This is a genomic window from Scopulibacillus cellulosilyticus, assembly GCF_042665295.1.
GTDB classification, from domain to species: domain Bacteria; phylum Bacillota; class Bacilli; order Bacillales; family Sporolactobacillaceae; genus Scopulibacillus_A; species Scopulibacillus_A cellulosilyticus.
Map to the genome: position 1 here is coordinate 151426 of NZ_JBHTCO010000019.1, position 14018 is coordinate 165443.

Annotated in this window: 18 protein-coding genes; 6 read left to right on the top strand and 12 right to left on the bottom strand. The window is 32.7% G+C overall.

What is annotated here, in order from left to right; genetic code table 11:
* Window positions 1-16: 16 nt before the first annotated feature.
* From comGB to ACFQRG_RS15075, 10 genes are all read right to left on the bottom strand, one after another.
* The gene (gene comGB / locus ACFQRG_RS15030; RefSeq protein WP_380967430.1) at window positions 17-1048 is read right to left on the bottom strand and encodes a competence type IV pilus assembly protein ComGB; all 1032 of its coding nucleotides are present in this window, start codon (window positions 1046-1048) and stop codon (window positions 17-19) included.
* On the bottom strand, window positions 1035-2105 hold the full coding sequence (gene comGA / locus ACFQRG_RS15035) for a competence type IV pilus ATPase ComGA (RefSeq protein ID WP_380967433.1): 1071 nt from the start codon (window positions 2103-2105) through the stop codon (window positions 1035-1037). The genes comGB and comGA overlap by 14 nt, the downstream gene beginning before the upstream one ends.
* A gap of 347 nt (window positions 2106-2452) precedes the next feature.
* Window positions 2453-3442, bottom strand: coding sequence for an alpha/beta hydrolase family protein (locus ACFQRG_RS15040; RefSeq protein WP_380967435.1), 990 nt, complete (start codon window positions 3440-3442; stop codon window positions 2453-2455).
* Window positions 3443-3787: 345 nt separating this feature from the next.
* Window positions 3788-4345: a hypothetical protein gene (locus tag ACFQRG_RS15045; protein WP_380967437.1), complete on the bottom strand. Its 558-nt coding sequence runs from the start codon at window positions 4343-4345 to the stop codon at window positions 3788-3790.
* A gap of 9 nt (window positions 4346-4354) precedes the next feature.
* A complete protein-coding gene (locus ACFQRG_RS15050; RefSeq protein WP_380967440.1) occupies window positions 4355-4870 on the bottom strand; it encodes a hypothetical protein in 516 nt (171 codons plus the stop codon).
* 88 nt (window positions 4871-4958) lie between these two features.
* Complete coding sequence (locus ACFQRG_RS15055; protein ID WP_380967442.1) at window positions 4959-5375, bottom strand: immunity 70 family protein; 417 nt, start codon at window positions 5373-5375, stop codon at window positions 4959-4961.
* A gap of 10 nt (window positions 5376-5385) precedes the next feature.
* Window positions 5386-6510: a pre-toxin TG domain-containing protein gene (locus ACFQRG_RS15060; protein WP_380967444.1), complete on the bottom strand. Its 1125-nt coding sequence runs from the start codon at window positions 6508-6510 to the stop codon at window positions 5386-5388.
* Between the two features lie 309 nt (window positions 6511-6819).
* Window positions 6820-6993, bottom strand: coding sequence for a hypothetical protein (locus ACFQRG_RS15065; protein ID WP_380967446.1), 174 nt, complete (start codon window positions 6991-6993; stop codon window positions 6820-6822).
* Window positions 6993-8189 carry a DUF4062 domain-containing protein gene (locus ACFQRG_RS15070; RefSeq protein ID WP_380967448.1) on the bottom strand — a complete coding sequence of 399 codons (1197 nt, stop codon included), beginning with the start codon at window positions 8187-8189 and terminating at the stop codon, window positions 6993-6995. The genes ACFQRG_RS15065 and ACFQRG_RS15070 overlap by 1 nt, the downstream gene beginning before the upstream one ends.
* Before the next feature lie 46 nt (window positions 8190-8235).
* Window positions 8236-8412, bottom strand: coding sequence for a hypothetical protein (locus ACFQRG_RS15075; RefSeq protein WP_380967450.1), 177 nt, complete (start codon window positions 8410-8412; stop codon window positions 8236-8238).
* A 304-nt stretch (window positions 8413-8716) separates the two neighbouring features.
* On the opposite strand from ACFQRG_RS15075, the gene ACFQRG_RS15080 reads away from it, so the two are divergent.
* Window positions 8717-8869, top strand: a complete 153-nt coding sequence (locus ACFQRG_RS15080; RefSeq protein WP_380967452.1) for a hypothetical protein — start codon at window positions 8717-8719, stop codon at window positions 8867-8869.
* 155 nt (window positions 8870-9024) lie between these two features.
* Here the strand turns inward: ACFQRG_RS15080 and ACFQRG_RS15085 are convergent, their stop codons facing one another.
* Window positions 9025-9840, bottom strand: a complete 816-nt coding sequence (locus ACFQRG_RS15085; RefSeq protein ID WP_380967453.1) for a YhfC family intramembrane metalloprotease — start codon at window positions 9838-9840, stop codon at window positions 9025-9027.
* Window positions 9841-9878: 38 nt separating this feature from the next.
* The gene (locus tag ACFQRG_RS15090) at window positions 9879-10268 is read right to left on the bottom strand and encodes a thiol-disulfide oxidoreductase DCC family protein (protein WP_380967455.1); all 390 of its coding nucleotides are present in this window, start codon (window positions 10266-10268) and stop codon (window positions 9879-9881) included.
* A gap of 445 nt (window positions 10269-10713) precedes the next feature.
* On the opposite strand from ACFQRG_RS15090, the gene ACFQRG_RS15095 reads away from it, so the two are divergent.
* From ACFQRG_RS15095 to ACFQRG_RS15115, 5 genes are all read left to right on the top strand, one after another.
* Window positions 10714-11151 (top strand): SdpA family antimicrobial peptide system protein, encoded by a 438-nt coding sequence (locus tag ACFQRG_RS15095; RefSeq protein WP_380967457.1) that lies wholly within the window; start codon window positions 10714-10716, stop codon window positions 11149-11151.
* Complete coding sequence (locus ACFQRG_RS15100) at window positions 11152-12114, top strand: sporulation-delaying protein SdpB family protein (protein ID WP_380967459.1); 963 nt, start codon at window positions 11152-11154, stop codon at window positions 12112-12114. It abuts the gene before it with no gap.
* On the top strand, window positions 12111-12704 hold the full coding sequence (locus tag ACFQRG_RS15105; RefSeq protein ID WP_380967461.1) for a sporulation delaying protein family toxin: 594 nt from the start codon (window positions 12111-12113) through the stop codon (window positions 12702-12704). The genes ACFQRG_RS15100 and ACFQRG_RS15105 overlap by 4 nt, the downstream gene beginning before the upstream one ends.
* A 128-nt stretch (window positions 12705-12832) precedes the next feature.
* Complete coding sequence (locus tag ACFQRG_RS15110; RefSeq protein WP_380967463.1) at window positions 12833-13105, top strand: autorepressor SdpR family transcription factor; 273 nt, start codon at window positions 12833-12835, stop codon at window positions 13103-13105.
* Window positions 13102-13743 (top strand): SdpI family protein, encoded by a 642-nt coding sequence (locus ACFQRG_RS15115; RefSeq protein WP_380967464.1) that lies wholly within the window; start codon window positions 13102-13104, stop codon window positions 13741-13743. The genes ACFQRG_RS15110 and ACFQRG_RS15115 overlap by 4 nt, the downstream gene beginning before the upstream one ends.
* The last annotated feature ends 275 nt before the right edge of the window (window positions 13744-14018 follow it).

The following is a 14018-nucleotide window of genomic DNA, read 5'->3' on the forward strand; positions in this document are numbered from 1 at the left end:
ATAAGAACCTCCTAAACTATAATCCGTTCATAATGTTAAATACCGGTAACATGATCGATAAAAACAGGAATAAAATTAGCAGGCCGATAAGAATAAGTGTCGCCGGTTGTATGACGGCCAGCCACGTTTTTGTCTGTTCCTCCATTCTTTTCAATATAATGTCACTGTAATCAAATAAAGAGGGACCAAGCATACCATTGAGCTGGCCGTTATGAATAACATGAGAGAATTCCTTAACATAAAAAGGCCGCGAGTGAATAACCAGATCGAGACGTTCACCTCTTTTTAAATCAGATTGCATTTTAATCGCTTCACGTTGGAAAAATGACATGAACTTTTGTTCAGCAAGTGTTTTTAACGCTTCATTGACAGACATACCTGTTTTAAGCAAACTGCCGAAATGGAAGGAAAAATAATGTGTAAAATAGAGTTTGACATAAGTGGAAACGATGGGAAAGTGAAGAAGAATTGTCATTTTCTTTTCAGAGGAAAGGCGATTATAGAGGAACAATATCAAGACAAACAGACTGCATGTGAAAAATAAGATTAATCCCCCGGCAACATACAAATGATCGCTGACTAACATAAGAAATTTTGTAAACCATGGCAATTCAATATCCATAGATTGATATAATCTTTGAAAACTTGGAAACAAGTATTGTGATATGAGAAAAATCATCATGATAAACATCCATAACAAAAACAAAGGGTAGCGAAGCAGCTTCTGTAATGTTTCCTTATGTTCCTCCCTTTTACGGAGCATTTCACCGCTTTCGTATAATCCATCGGCAAGCTGTCCGCTTTTTTCAGCATAAAAGATGAAACTGCAAACTTCACTTGGAAACGAAGAATCATTTAACGCCAAATGGAGAGGATGCCCTTTCTGCAACAGCCCCAGTATCTTATCTATAAATTTTATAACGGTTTTTTTCTGGTGATACCCTTGAAGTTTAATAGCTAAGTGCAGCGGATATCCCTGACTGAGACATTTTCCAGCATTCATTAAAAACTTCGCGCGGTCCTTCTTATTCCATTTACGGGTAAACATAATGGTCACCTTGCTGATTTAGTGATATCTGTTTTGGAATATAGCCCATTGATATCCCTTGTCTTATAAAATCATCTAATGTTTTATAGGACACGCGCGTATTCCTTTTATCGTTTGAAAGAATTTCATGCAAAGGCATCCCTGCCAAAATTTCAAAAATCCCCGTCCTTTTAGGATGACCGCGATTTGGACATTCCGGTTTGCAAACGGCCCCGCAAATTGGACAATGGATCATAACAAGTCTTTGAGAGATAACAGCAACTAAAGTTTCCTTTAAATCAAAACGGGGAATGCCCAATTCTATAAGACGCTGAATAGTTCCGATGGTATCCGACGCATGGACCGTTGAAAACACCAAATGACCTGTTAAACTGGCACGTACAGCGATTTTGGCGGTTTCAAGATCTCTAATTTCCCCGACCATAATAATGTCCGGATCATGGCGCAATATAGCCTTAAAACCATCGGAGTAATTGAAATTTGCTTTTTCATTAACTTCCATTTGAACGAAGGATTCATGTTTTTTTTCAACGGGGTCTTCCAAGGTGATAATTCGGGAATTATAACGTTTTTGCGCGGCGGAAAGAAGTGTGTAGAGTGTGGTCGTTTTGCCTGAACCCGTCGGCCCCGACAATAAAATCAAACCGTTGTCGTAGTTGAGAAGAGATAGCAATTGTGATGTTGATTCCGGAAAGATAGATAAATCGGCAACCTTAAGATGATGGCTTTGAGGCAATAAACGGATAACGAGGCTTTCATTGTACGAGGCAGGGAGTGTTGATAATCTCAGATCAACTTTCTGGTTATTAATCGTTATTTCCATAGCACCATTTTGAGGCCTTCGCCTTTCGCCAATATCCATACCTGATAAAAATTTAAAGTGGGAAATGATTCTTTCACTGAATGCCTTTGAAAGGATATCCATTTCATACAAGTGGTTGTGAATGCGAAGTTCAATAAGCGTATCATTTTGGCGGGGAATAAAGTGGATATCTGAGGCTTCGATACTCCAGGCTTCAAAAAGTATTTCCCGCCCTTTTTCTTCTACTTCATCCAAAGCAGCACCTTCTTTCTATTTTAATTAAGTAATAATTTCGTTTTTTATAGACAAATTCCTTCTTTATTTTTAAAAATTTTTATAAAAAGTGTGCGTAAAAACATACCTTTACGAACGGGAAGTAACAATCATCTTGAAAAAAGATTATCCCAAAGGCGACAGCGCTAAATTTTAGCGGCCTGTCGCCTTTGGGATATGGCAACGATTCTTAGGCTTTCGGCCCATAAGGCCATATTCTTAAAGCCAAGATATAACTAGTTTCAAGAATTAGGGACGGAATTGGAACTGCTTTAAAAATTTTATTTTGATATAAAAGGTAGTATTTTAATAAATTCCTTTTTATTTTTTTACCAATTATTAATAATTTGAATCAGCTGTTCTCGCTTATTATCCAATCCATGATTTCCACCCTCTATAAGTTTAAAGGTGACATTTGGGTCTTGTTGCTTTAAATCTTTATAAAATTCTTGTACTGGATGCCAATTGATATAGTTATCTGCTGTACCCTGTACCATTAGGACTGGTTCATTATTAATCTTTTTGACATTGATAGATTCTTTTCTGGTGACTTTAGAAGAAGGATTAAAAGTGCCAAAATTACTGTTAAATCTTTTCAAATACTCTTTTGCCCAATCATTGTTTTGATGTTTCTTTGACCATGGGTAAACATAATCAACCCCAACATATGGGCTAATGGCTACTATACTAACGATATCTGACCTAATAGACGCTAGTTTTAGAACAACCCCTCCACCGAATGATGTACCCATTAGGCTGGTATGGTCCGCAATAATTTTTCTTTTACTACCATTTTTATTCAAATAATTTTTTACGGCATCAATAGCATTGTTTGTATCAAGAGTAGCATCGTATAATCCTGGTATTGTCCCCATACTATCTCCATACCCTCTATATAAAGGAACTAGAGTAACCTCACCGGGAAAAGACTGCTTTAATAGAGATTTATCCATCATAAGTCCTTGAGGGGATTTAACATGCTTACTATTATCATCGGGTAATGGGCTACCTCCATGGGCATTTACAGACAAATTATATGATCCTTCTTCTTTTGGAACACTAACATAAGCGGCAACTTTTAGCCCTTCACTCCAATACATCATTTCATATGCATCAAGTGAAGGATCAAGGCCTTTAACGGTAATTTTCTTAAATGAAGCAACTGCCCCATTTGAATGTTTTTGGATTTTAGATTGAGTATGCGTTTCTTCCTTATTCTTCTGATTGGAATTAACACTGCTGGAGTTTGAGCATCCACTAACGAACAATATAAGTACCACACAATAATAAATTAACATCTTTTTTACTTTTCTAGACAATTAGTATACCCTCTCTAAATCGATGTTTTTAGTTACACTAAATAGTTTTCAACGCTTTTAGATTGTTTAATAAGGCCATTATTTGTAAAAGTATAAATATCATTACAAATATTTAATACAAAAATCATTATCATGTGAAACAATAATAATAGATTCCTTTTAACACTATTTTTTATTAGTTATGACCATCCACGGTAACAGAGTGACGGTCAGGTTCAGCGATAAATTTAGAAGAAGCCTCCCTTTTTCAAGAATCGATAATAATTGCGTAAAGTAAAATTTTATGTAATTATTTTGTTTTCACTCAGACCACATTCTATCTGTCTGAGTTATTTTTTATATTTATCAAAGAAATTTATTTAATAGTAATTCTCCAAATTGCTGCCCCTTTGTATACCAAATATAATTTCCATAAGAGGATCTTAACCTAAAATATCCCTCTAAAAATAAATCAACAAATAATGTGTCAATTTTCACTGGCATAAGTTTAAATTTCAATTCAATAGACTTAATAATTTCTAATAAATCGTAAGGTGTTAATTCAAAGTAAAATTCTTGTGAATCGTCTATTAATCCTGTTGGTATTTCAAAAAAGGGTGAAAAAAAAGTTTGTATATCACTTTCCTGAACAGGAATGCCTATAATTTTATATGGAACATAAGGGATATCCTTATAATCCTTTACAGTGTATCCTAAACTCTGATATTTTCTTTTATCTCTTTCAAGTTTAGCTTCAGCACATTGTCTTAATTTCTTTATTTCTTCAAATTTCATAGGAGCCCATGCTTCATAATTATCATAACGCTTAACCGCACAACGCAACCATTCAGCAATAAAAGCTGGTTCATCTAATTGTTTATCTGGAAACTGTATCGGAGGCACAAAACATATTTTTTCGTTCAATAAATACTCCTACATCTCCCCCTTTTTGATGTCACGTAATCTGTTAAACATAACTTGACAGTCAACATATTCAATCTTTTTTACAATAAATCTATCAGGATCAGATTTAAAGTTTTTAAATCTTTTGATATTATTTAACTGAAATTCTTTACTCTCTAGCTCCTCAATTTTTTTAATAACAGTCTTTTCCATTCCAGATGTTTTTGTCATAAATATCATGCATTCTATATTTGGGTGTTCTTCCAACATATTCACAAAATCATCTTTCATTTTTTTAGCAATTGCTTTTCCAATTTCCTTTGTGTCATTATAGAAACCATAACAAGCTAATAATCTTTCATTCGGTATTATTATCCCGTCACACGCATAATCTCCTAAGCGACCCCTAGCTTTTGTTGCCCTAAATTTCCTATAAAAAATGGATTGATATCTATTACAAAAATCTTGGAAATCATGCCCAGTAAATTTGCTTACTTTATCACAAAAATCCTCGTAAGTTATAGGAATACTTCCCTTTTCCTCCATTCCCCTACCCCATTTCTTGAAAATTGAAAAATACATTTTTAAAACCGAATCCTCTCAAAGGAACCGGTATTCCACACTAAAAATATATTTATAAGCTTTCAATGTATACATCAGAATTAGTTTTTAGTCCTTTCTCTAATGCCGTTCTCAACAAGCTAATCAAATCTTCGCCTTCACTTGTTACAAAGTAATTGGATAAATTCGTAATATCATTACTAATATTATCTCCCCAAGGTGGGTTCTTAGATAGATTGTCAATATCCCATACCACTTGAGAAGGACTATAGTTCTTTAATTTATCTTTAATCTCATCCAACTCTTTTATAGCATTTGTAATGTTTTTATTTTCAAGCTTCCCCTTATATAGGTCGTTTAATAAATACGGATATTCAGTTCCCCAACCCTTTGGCTCTAAATGATAGCTTACTGTAGAGAAAAACGAATGTAAAAAGTCGCCATGACCTATTTGGTACCAATAGTATTTCACTTTAAATCCTACGGCCATTTTCTCACCTTCATTCATTTGTTTTAAATCGTATATTTACTCTTCCCTTTGTCTTTTCCATAATCTTTTCATAAAGCTTATCTAATATCTCATCTGATACATTTTGACCTCTAATATCGATTATAACAGACTGTTTGGTATCATTCGGCAAATCAGTTAGCCTTTTTTCAACCTGCTTTGAGACATTATTCGCTAATCTGCTTCGATCGCTTGAAGTTGTTATTTTATAATTTTTAACTTCGATGCTATGCCCTGTCCGATAGAAGTCTGGCCTAGAGCTACCTTTTTCACCGTAAGGAACTTCTTTCCCATCTTTAAAAGACTTTTGAGCATTATATTCCGGATTCTCCTTACCAACATCAATTTCTGATTGTCTCCATGAGGGTCTTGGTCTATCAACACCATGACTTGCGCTACCAGCAGCGGCTCTTCCTCCGCCTTCTTTACTTGCAGCCTTTATAATAGCCTCTTTAGCGAATAAATCTTTCACAGTCGTATCTATTTTTCCTATCCCAGCATAGGATGGCTGTAAAACCTGTGGCAATCGTATATTGCCAATTTTTTTAACACCCTTGTTTATAAGACTGAGAGACTGATGTTTTATTCGTTGATAAGTATTGTAAAAAGTCTTTTTAATAAGATTAGGATGCAATACATTTCTAATCCCATTAACAAGTTTTGCTACTTTTTTACTCTTTGCTAAAAATTTAATGCCCTTTATTCCAGGAAGAACTACCATTGTACTAGCTAAAAGACTGTCACCTAATCCTATTTTTTCTCCAGTTACAGGGTCGTAATCAACTTGTGTTCGTTCCATATCATGAATAGGAAGAATTTCTGCTGCAATATTCCATATATGATCAAGTGTAGTTTCATCAGCTTGACGAAATTCTGCTACTGTTCTCATTAGGAAATCTTGAGATTGGCATAAAAGTTCCTTGTAATGATCAATGTGATTAATCAATTGTTGATAAAGTGAGCTTGCATAACTTCCTTCTAAATCAGATGCTTCAGCTATAAGAGATGTAAAATGCCATTTTAGCTCTAATAATGCAGCACCGCACAATTCTTCTGCATTACCTGCCCTATTAGCAAGTTCTTCAAGTCGGTCAGGATCTACTTTAATTTTTCCCATAAATTAACCTAACCTAAAGTTAGTTTTAAAAGAATGTGCGGCATATTTATACTAAATTCTTTAATATCATTTTGTATCATAAATTTAAAGCATCTAAAAGGATAAGATAGAAACAGCGATTTTTCACGAATCAAATTTATAATGTGATTCATAGATATCGCTCCTCTCCAAATTTAAAGTGAGTATCTCTTATCCAATTATAGCAAATTATTCCCTTATAGAGGATATTGAAGATATATTAAACGCTCTATATAAGAACTTTTGTCTCAAACTAATAAAAAGCAGTTTCCTTGGAAACTGCTTTGAAAATTATTTATCTTTATAATTGGAATAATTAATTTTATTGATTTTATTAATTAATCGATTATTCGCTTCTTTAAGCCTATTCATACGATCAGTGACTAATTTATCAGCTTTTACCTTTGGGACGGAAGCAACAAAAACAGTTCCATCGCTAAAACGTTTTCGAATTCTTATGCTCATTAATAAATCCCTCCCAATAAACGGCTTGTAAATACGTGTAAATTCCCACCTTGTGAATTCATTATACCATCTAAAATTTCATCTTCAAAGCCATTAACGATATCTTCACTTAATTTTTCACTTAACTTATAATGGCAGCATAATACAAATGCTTGACTTATTTTGTAAGTAAAATACAGAGTTTGTTTATCTTCATTATAGAAATAAGTATAATCATTGCCTGAACAATTATACGTTTGAGCAACATATGAGTTATTATCATCTAAATTAAATTTTGTTCTTTTTTTATCATAAATCCCGGTACCTTCAACAAGGACCATAACGTCTTCTTGCTCATCATATTTATATAAGGTAATTGCTTTACAATTACTAAATTTACAAATCGTTTCTTGTGCATAGGTTCCGGCATCTTTAAGAATTACGCCTTCCTTCAGCTTATCTTGTAGACTAGCGAGAAAAGTATACCAGTCTTGTATTTTACCATTTTTCATTAAATCAAGCGTTTCAAAAATAAAGTTTTGCGTTTCAATATATTCATTTGCCGTGTATACCGAACTATTAAAAAGTTCTTCGTCTGATAAATAGGCTACTGACTTCTTTAAAAAATGGCTTAAATAATTTTTTATCTCATTTATTTTATCTATCCCCGTAGATATTTCATAAACTTGATTATCTTTTGCAACATCCCATAAGAAAAACCATGTATATGGATCATATTCGAATCCTGAACCTTGATATATGATAGATCCTATTTCTTTATGAATTTGTTCGGCACTTTCAATAACAAATTTATCATCAACTGGCAAACCACGCACTTCTTCATTAGATGTTATTTTCTCAGACAATTGCTTTAACATGCCATTATCAAAAAATATTTTTTTGACTGCAGTTTCAGCAAAAACCAATATTGGTTTACCCGTATGTAATGCCCTTTTATATTCTAAATGGGTAATAGAAAGACCTGTTTTGGGGTCTTTACTACCAACTTTTTGCCCTATTATTAATATAAAAATATCACTTTCCTCAACCTTTTCTAAACAATGCTTGATATTATCTTTTCCCCAAGGACCAAAGTTTTCCTCGAATATCATTGCTTCATGGCCGAGGTTATTTAAATCATTATAAAGTTTTAGCCTCATGTCTTTTAAACTATCCTCATAGGCCGAACTTATAAATATCTTTGTCTTATCACCCATTTATGTATTCACTCCCCCTTATCTTGCAAGAAAATTATACCACTTTTTAAATAAAAGCTGGTTCAATTTCTAAAGATAACTGATTGCTGTCAATGACTGAAGAATAGATATGTTTAATGATACTATCCTTTACAATAAAGATGTATTGATTAAATGTATATTCACCATCTTCTAATAAAACAGAATCACCTATTGTTAAAGAATTTAAATCCATTTGTTCCATTCTTAACACGACCTCTCGTAATTTATTATAAACCTGAAATTTTTTCACTTATTAGCATAAGATTCAATCTCAGTCATAAACATATAGAACTCTCTTCTTTAAGTTAACTAAAAGACCTAACCGTTATTTAGGTTAGGTCTTTTAGTTAACTTATTTTGGATAAACAAAAAACGTTCCATTTTTTTCTGTGATGAAAACGCATTAAGACAGCTTCTAAAATTTTATGTTATAATTATCTTACGCAACTAGCAGGGTGGGAGATTGCTCTTCCTTCTCTAATCCATAGAGAAGGGAGGTGATCGTAATGGGTATACTTAAAGACTTATTAGTGGCTACAGTTAAGGCGATAGTCAGCTCGACTATCGCTTACATCTTCAACATGATATCCACTAAAAAGGCTAAAAAGAAAACCACCCGCAAAAAGTCCGCCAAGACCGGGAGGTTTTCTAAGAAGTAATATTTTTAGAGCAACCGACCACCTTGCGGCAAGCGTTGCGTAGACGAGATGTAACCGCATCTCGTCTTTATTATTATATGTCCATAATAACATAAATATGATAAAAGTAAAAATGTACGGAAACATTTTATACATAAAGACTCTTCTCAACAATTCTATCTAAGTTCCTCTAAATTATCTTCAGAAGTTTCTATTCTTGCAAATAATTCTTTTGACTTTCTAATAAAGATAATGGAAAAAACAGCCATAACAAAGAAAAACATTTCTGGTATAATGGCGTTAAACTTTAATGCATTAGAAAGTGCCGCAATAAAATCAATAAAAGCATGAATTAAAATAGCATATATTAAGAACAAAGTTCTTCGTTTACGAATTGTGTAAAGGACAAGTATAGAGAGGCCTAGTTGTATTAAAAAGCTAAAAATACGCTCAAAACCGCCCATTAAATAAAGGTATGATGAAGTATCAATCAGTTGTTCTTTTAATGTTAATAATGAGGTTTTAGCTGCGCCCTGCACATTGAGAAGTTGATTAAAACTTCCTGAATTAATAAGATTAGAAATAAATATCGTTTGAACACTTGAAAAAACACCTACCAGTATAGCCTCAATCCCTCCATGACCTATCCCATATGAAATACCATCTTTCCATTCTCGGTACTTTTTTAATAAATAATGGAATCCTACAAAGCGACCGATCTCTTCAAATATACCTGCAGTTAGGCCACCATATAACGCATATAAATATGGGTTTTTAAGCAATTCTGCTGTATTATGGTTTATTTTTAAAATGTACATATGTAAAGTTTTTTCGAGCACCTGTGAGAAGACAATAAAAATTAAAATACCAACTAATAGGGGTTTCCAAGAAATACGATACTTCTTAAAAAAATAAATAAAAAATACAATAGGAATCGCTAATGATATTAACAATGTCAGAACCATAAAAGTCATTGACAGTTGACTAACCAATATATCCCTCCATTTCAAAAATAAAATCAAAATATAATTTAGTTCTTTAAGTTACATGATCCTTCGTTGCATTTTCCAACTGGAACAACTGAACGACTCTTAGCAATATAGTCATAAATTATTTGCCCTAGACCAATACATTTTAAAACCTTTAACAATGGCCAAAAAGGTATTGATAGTGGAATTCGCCAAGATATCGATATAAAAGCATTAATTCCAGAAACTATGGACCCATTTCTTAAAATAATGGCATGCATGCGATTCTCTAGGTCTTCAACCGGAATATTTAGCTCTCTATCTATCTTTTTGTCTCTAAATCCTACCATGTCAACTAAATGAAACCAGTCTAATTTTTCGATCTTACCTTTTATCCCAATACACATAGGACACCAATTATCGTAAAACACGATGATTTTTAGTGACTTCATAAAGTACAACACCTTTTTAGATTGGATTTTTTAAAAGCGTCATTTACATTTATTACGTAAAGCGGAAGCAATTTTTGATTTATAGTAAATATTAACAAAAAATAAATAGTTTGTTAACCTTTTTTTTAAAAAATTGGCAACCCAAGATTTTATTATATGGGGGATCGATACTTATTTGTAAAATATTATAAGAAAATTTTCGCTTGAAGTCGACCAAATAAGACATTTTTTGATATTAATTCAGAAATTTATATGCCGGATTTCTTCTATATTTGTTATAATATATCGAATTTTATATTATCTTAACAGTAGACAAAATTTTACAAGGTATCGTAAACTAATTGGCAAAGAAGGAGGTTAGTCCCATTGTCTTATCCCTAGGAAGATTCTCTTATTTCTATCAATAGTTAGTATTTGTAGTTTTATCTTGTTATTCAGTAGTATTATGGTTGCGCTACCAAGTGCAGTCGTCAGTCCAACAGGGCCATTAAAAGGAAATATACATCGTCTTTATACCCAAGGATGGGGATTTTTTAGTAAAAATCCAGAGGATGAAGTCCTTAATATTTACAATCCAAATAGCATGAAACCTGAGTCAGAATGGCCAAACAATTCTTTAAAACATTTATTTGGCCTAAATAGAAAGGGCCGTGAGGAAGGAATAGAATTAGGAGCCATACTCGCACGTTTACCCGATAAAGGCGATTGGAATACAGGTAAAATAAAAAATAATATTCATTATTTCAAAATTAAAAATCCCTCTTGGAATGATAATTTACACGGAAAAATGATAATAGCTTATGAAAAAATAACTCCTTGGGCGTGGAGCGAAGTTATGAAGAAGAAAAAAATTGTACGATATATTGGAGTGGATGTGATATAGATGAATAATCTCTCAATCAGATTATATAAGTACATAAATAACTATAATCCTTGGACAAATGTCTATGGTCTTAGCAGAAGCCTTTTAGCGTTATCAATGTTCTTAACATTATTACTCAATAAAATAACATACTTTTTTCCTTTTCAAAAAGTCGCTCAAAGTAATGGATTCTTAACATCGTTTAGTATTTTCTCAATCTTCAATTACTCCTATGTATCTCTTGTCATAATAAAAATAATTTGTCTTATCTTGTTGGGTTTGGTGATCATTGGTTGGAGACCGCAAATAACATGCATTTTCCATTGGTGGATAGCTTACAGCATGCAAAATTCGGCTCTGACCTTAGATGGTGGCGAGCAAATTGCTGCAGTATTTACACTATTGTTACTGCCAATAGCATTAACAGATCCTCGTAAATGGCATTGGTCAAAAGTAACTAAAAGAAGAAAAAGAGAAGAATATTTCAGGTGCATACCATTAGTAATTATTTGGATGATTAGAGTTCAAATTGCAATTCTGTATCTAGACTCCGTTATTCAAAAACTGTTTGAAGAGGACTGGGTTAATGGATCTGCTGTCTACTACTATTTAAATGATAATATGCTTGGTCTTCCAAAATTATTGCATAAATTATTTGATTTTGTTCTTGATAGCTCATTAGTAGTCATACCAACCTATCTAACCCTAGCTGTACAAACACTATTAGTTTTAGCTCTATTTGCTCCTAAAAGATATTGGTCAATTATATTAACAATTGGTGTCTTTATGCATGAGTTATTTGCAGTTATGTTGGGATTGGTATCGTTCTCAATAAATATGCTATCTATATTAATCTTATATCTCAAACCTCTAGAAAAACCATATAAGTTTAAAAAGCTAAATCGCTTGACCAATCATTGGTTTAAAAATCTCCAAGTGAGATTTTTACATAAATCAAATCCAAATTATGAGGAGGCAAAATGATGACAGCAAGACTTAAGAAAGGATTTTTGGTGCTTTGTGGTACACTACTACTTCTGCTGACTGTTATGTCAGGCATCACAAATGCACACGCTGAGACTCAAAGTAAGTATAGCGGGGAGGAGATATTCAAAGGCTTATTCTTCAAGATTGGTCCCGTTTCTAAAATGGTACCAGATACACTTAGGCCTACCAATCAAACAAAAGTCAATAAAGATGACTTACAAAAAGAAGCTGACAAGATATCAGATCAAATTAAAAAAGAACATCCAGATTATTATAACAAACTAGAATCAGCTGTTTACAAGAAAGATTATAAACAAACTTATGACCTAATTAATGAAGGCGGACAATATATCGTAGACTATCTAAAAGAGAATTATGGTTCTGATTTACAAAGTATGTCGAAAAAAACCAATGCAGCTCATCCTAATTGCGCAGCATGGGTATATGTAGAGGTAGTAGCAGTTGTGTCTGCAGCTGCCATAGTATTCCCTGCAGTTGTTGCATATATTCAATATCCTGACAATGCATCTACACTGGATAAGCAAAAAGCAGTAAAGCAATTAATTGTTAATGTTAATCAAAATTAACCAATTTAAAAGAAGGGGCCATTTTGGGCCCTTCTTTTGATTGACAAAAGAAACATTTTAAGGTATTGTTTATTTAAACATTTAATTAATTAATTAAATGTTAATTTGACAGATGGAGGTAAAAAAATGTGCTTAACGCTTTATTCAAAGCATTAGCAGATCCAACACGAAGACAAATACTTGATCTTCTAAAAGTTAAAGACTTAACTTCTGGAGAAATAGCAGAACATTTCCAAGTGAGCAAACCTAATATTTCACAACATCTATCCATATTAAAAAATGCTGATTTAGTTACTGCCGTAAAAACGGGGAAATATGTTTACTATTCATTAAATACAACCATTTTTGAAGAGGCAGTAAACTGGATTCTTAATTTAAAAAAAAGCGAGGAGGATTCATGATGAAAAAACAAATAATATTTTCGGCTTTTTCATTCATTATTTCACTAGTAATTTGGATATTTTCTTATCCAAAGTTACCGTCAACTTTACCCGCCCATTGGGATATCAATGGAAATATAAATCATTATGCATCAAAAATGCAAGTAATGCTTGTGTTTCTTGGCCTAATGATTGTAATAAATATTTTATTTGTCATTATTCCATTAATTGATCCTAAATTAAAAAACAATAAAACCTCGTTGAAAAACCAAAACAGAATTCAGTTAGTAACTAATGCATTTTTTATAATTATTAATGTAATGGTAGTGTATACAGGCTTTCATCATAGTACGTCTTCCCCTGAAATTATATTTTTCATTGTAGGTGTTTTATTTATTTTCTTAGGTAACTATTCTTTTTCTTTAAAACAGAATTTTTTTATCGGGATCAGAACACCCTGGACTTTAAGCAATGAAGAAGTATGGAATAAAACAAATAGGTTTGGGGCCATATTACTCATTATTTTTGGGATCTGTATATGTCTTGGGGGATTTTTACCTGGAATTTTACCTTCAATCATCTTGATAATATGTCTCGTATTAATGGTTGCATTTCCCTTAGTTTATTCATACTGGACTTATAAAAAAATAAATAGATAAGATCAATTCATCAAACATTTTATACGAAGCACGCATAAATTGCGCGCTCTTTTTTTGGGGCTCAATTCTTAATAGGGAGGCGGCTATGTCAATCACTTACCATGTTATTTTCCCAGTAGGCAAACTTATATAGGGTCTTCTGAAATTCTTGATTACGGCCACTGAAATGTACCACCAACGACATAGTTTTTACCACCGAGTGACAAAGAATGTACCAGTAAATGACAAGAAATTTACCACTATACTTTCTGTATAATTAGTGAACACACCTGCGG

Coding starts and splice junctions, on each gene's coding strand:
- ACFQRG_RS15075 (WP_380967450.1), bottom strand. CDS start 8,412: ATGGAACAAATGGATTTAAATTCTTTAACAATAGGTGATTCTGTTTTA.
- ACFQRG_RS15055 (WP_380967442.1), bottom strand. CDS start 5,375: ATGGCCGTAGGATTTAAAGTGAAATACTATTGGTACCAAATAGGTCAT.
- ACFQRG_RS15095 (WP_380967457.1), top strand. CDS start 10,714: ATGGTTGCGCTACCAAGTGCAGTCGTCAGTCCAACAGGGCCATTAAAA.
- ACFQRG_RS15115 (WP_380967464.1), top strand. CDS start 13,102: ATGATGAAAAAACAAATAATATTTTCGGCTTTTTCATTCATTATTTCA.
- ACFQRG_RS15090 (WP_380967455.1), bottom strand. CDS start 10,268: ATGAAGTCACTAAAAATCATCGTGTTTTACGATAATTGGTGTCCTATG.
- ACFQRG_RS15060 (WP_380967444.1), bottom strand. CDS start 6,510: ATGGGAAAAATTAAAGTAGATCCTGACCGACTTGAAGAACTTGCTAAT.
- ACFQRG_RS15070 (WP_380967448.1), bottom strand. CDS start 8,189: ATGGGTGATAAGACAAAGATATTTATAAGTTCGGCCTATGAGGATAGT.
- ACFQRG_RS15065 (WP_380967446.1), bottom strand. CDS start 6,993: ATGAGCATAAGAATTCGAAAACGTTTTAGCGATGGAACTGTTTTTGTT.
- ACFQRG_RS15080 (WP_380967452.1), top strand. CDS start 8,717: ATGGGTATACTTAAAGACTTATTAGTGGCTACAGTTAAGGCGATAGTC.
- ACFQRG_RS15100 (WP_380967459.1), top strand. CDS start 11,152: ATGAATAATCTCTCAATCAGATTATATAAGTACATAAATAACTATAAT.
- comGB (WP_380967430.1), bottom strand. CDS start 1,048: ATGTTTACCCGTAAATGGAATAAGAAGGACCGCGCGAAGTTTTTAATG.
- ACFQRG_RS15050 (WP_380967440.1), bottom strand. CDS start 4,870: ATGGAGGAAAAGGGAAGTATTCCTATAACTTACGAGGATTTTTGTGAT.
- ACFQRG_RS15105 (WP_380967461.1), top strand. CDS start 12,111: ATGATGACAGCAAGACTTAAGAAAGGATTTTTGGTGCTTTGTGGTACA.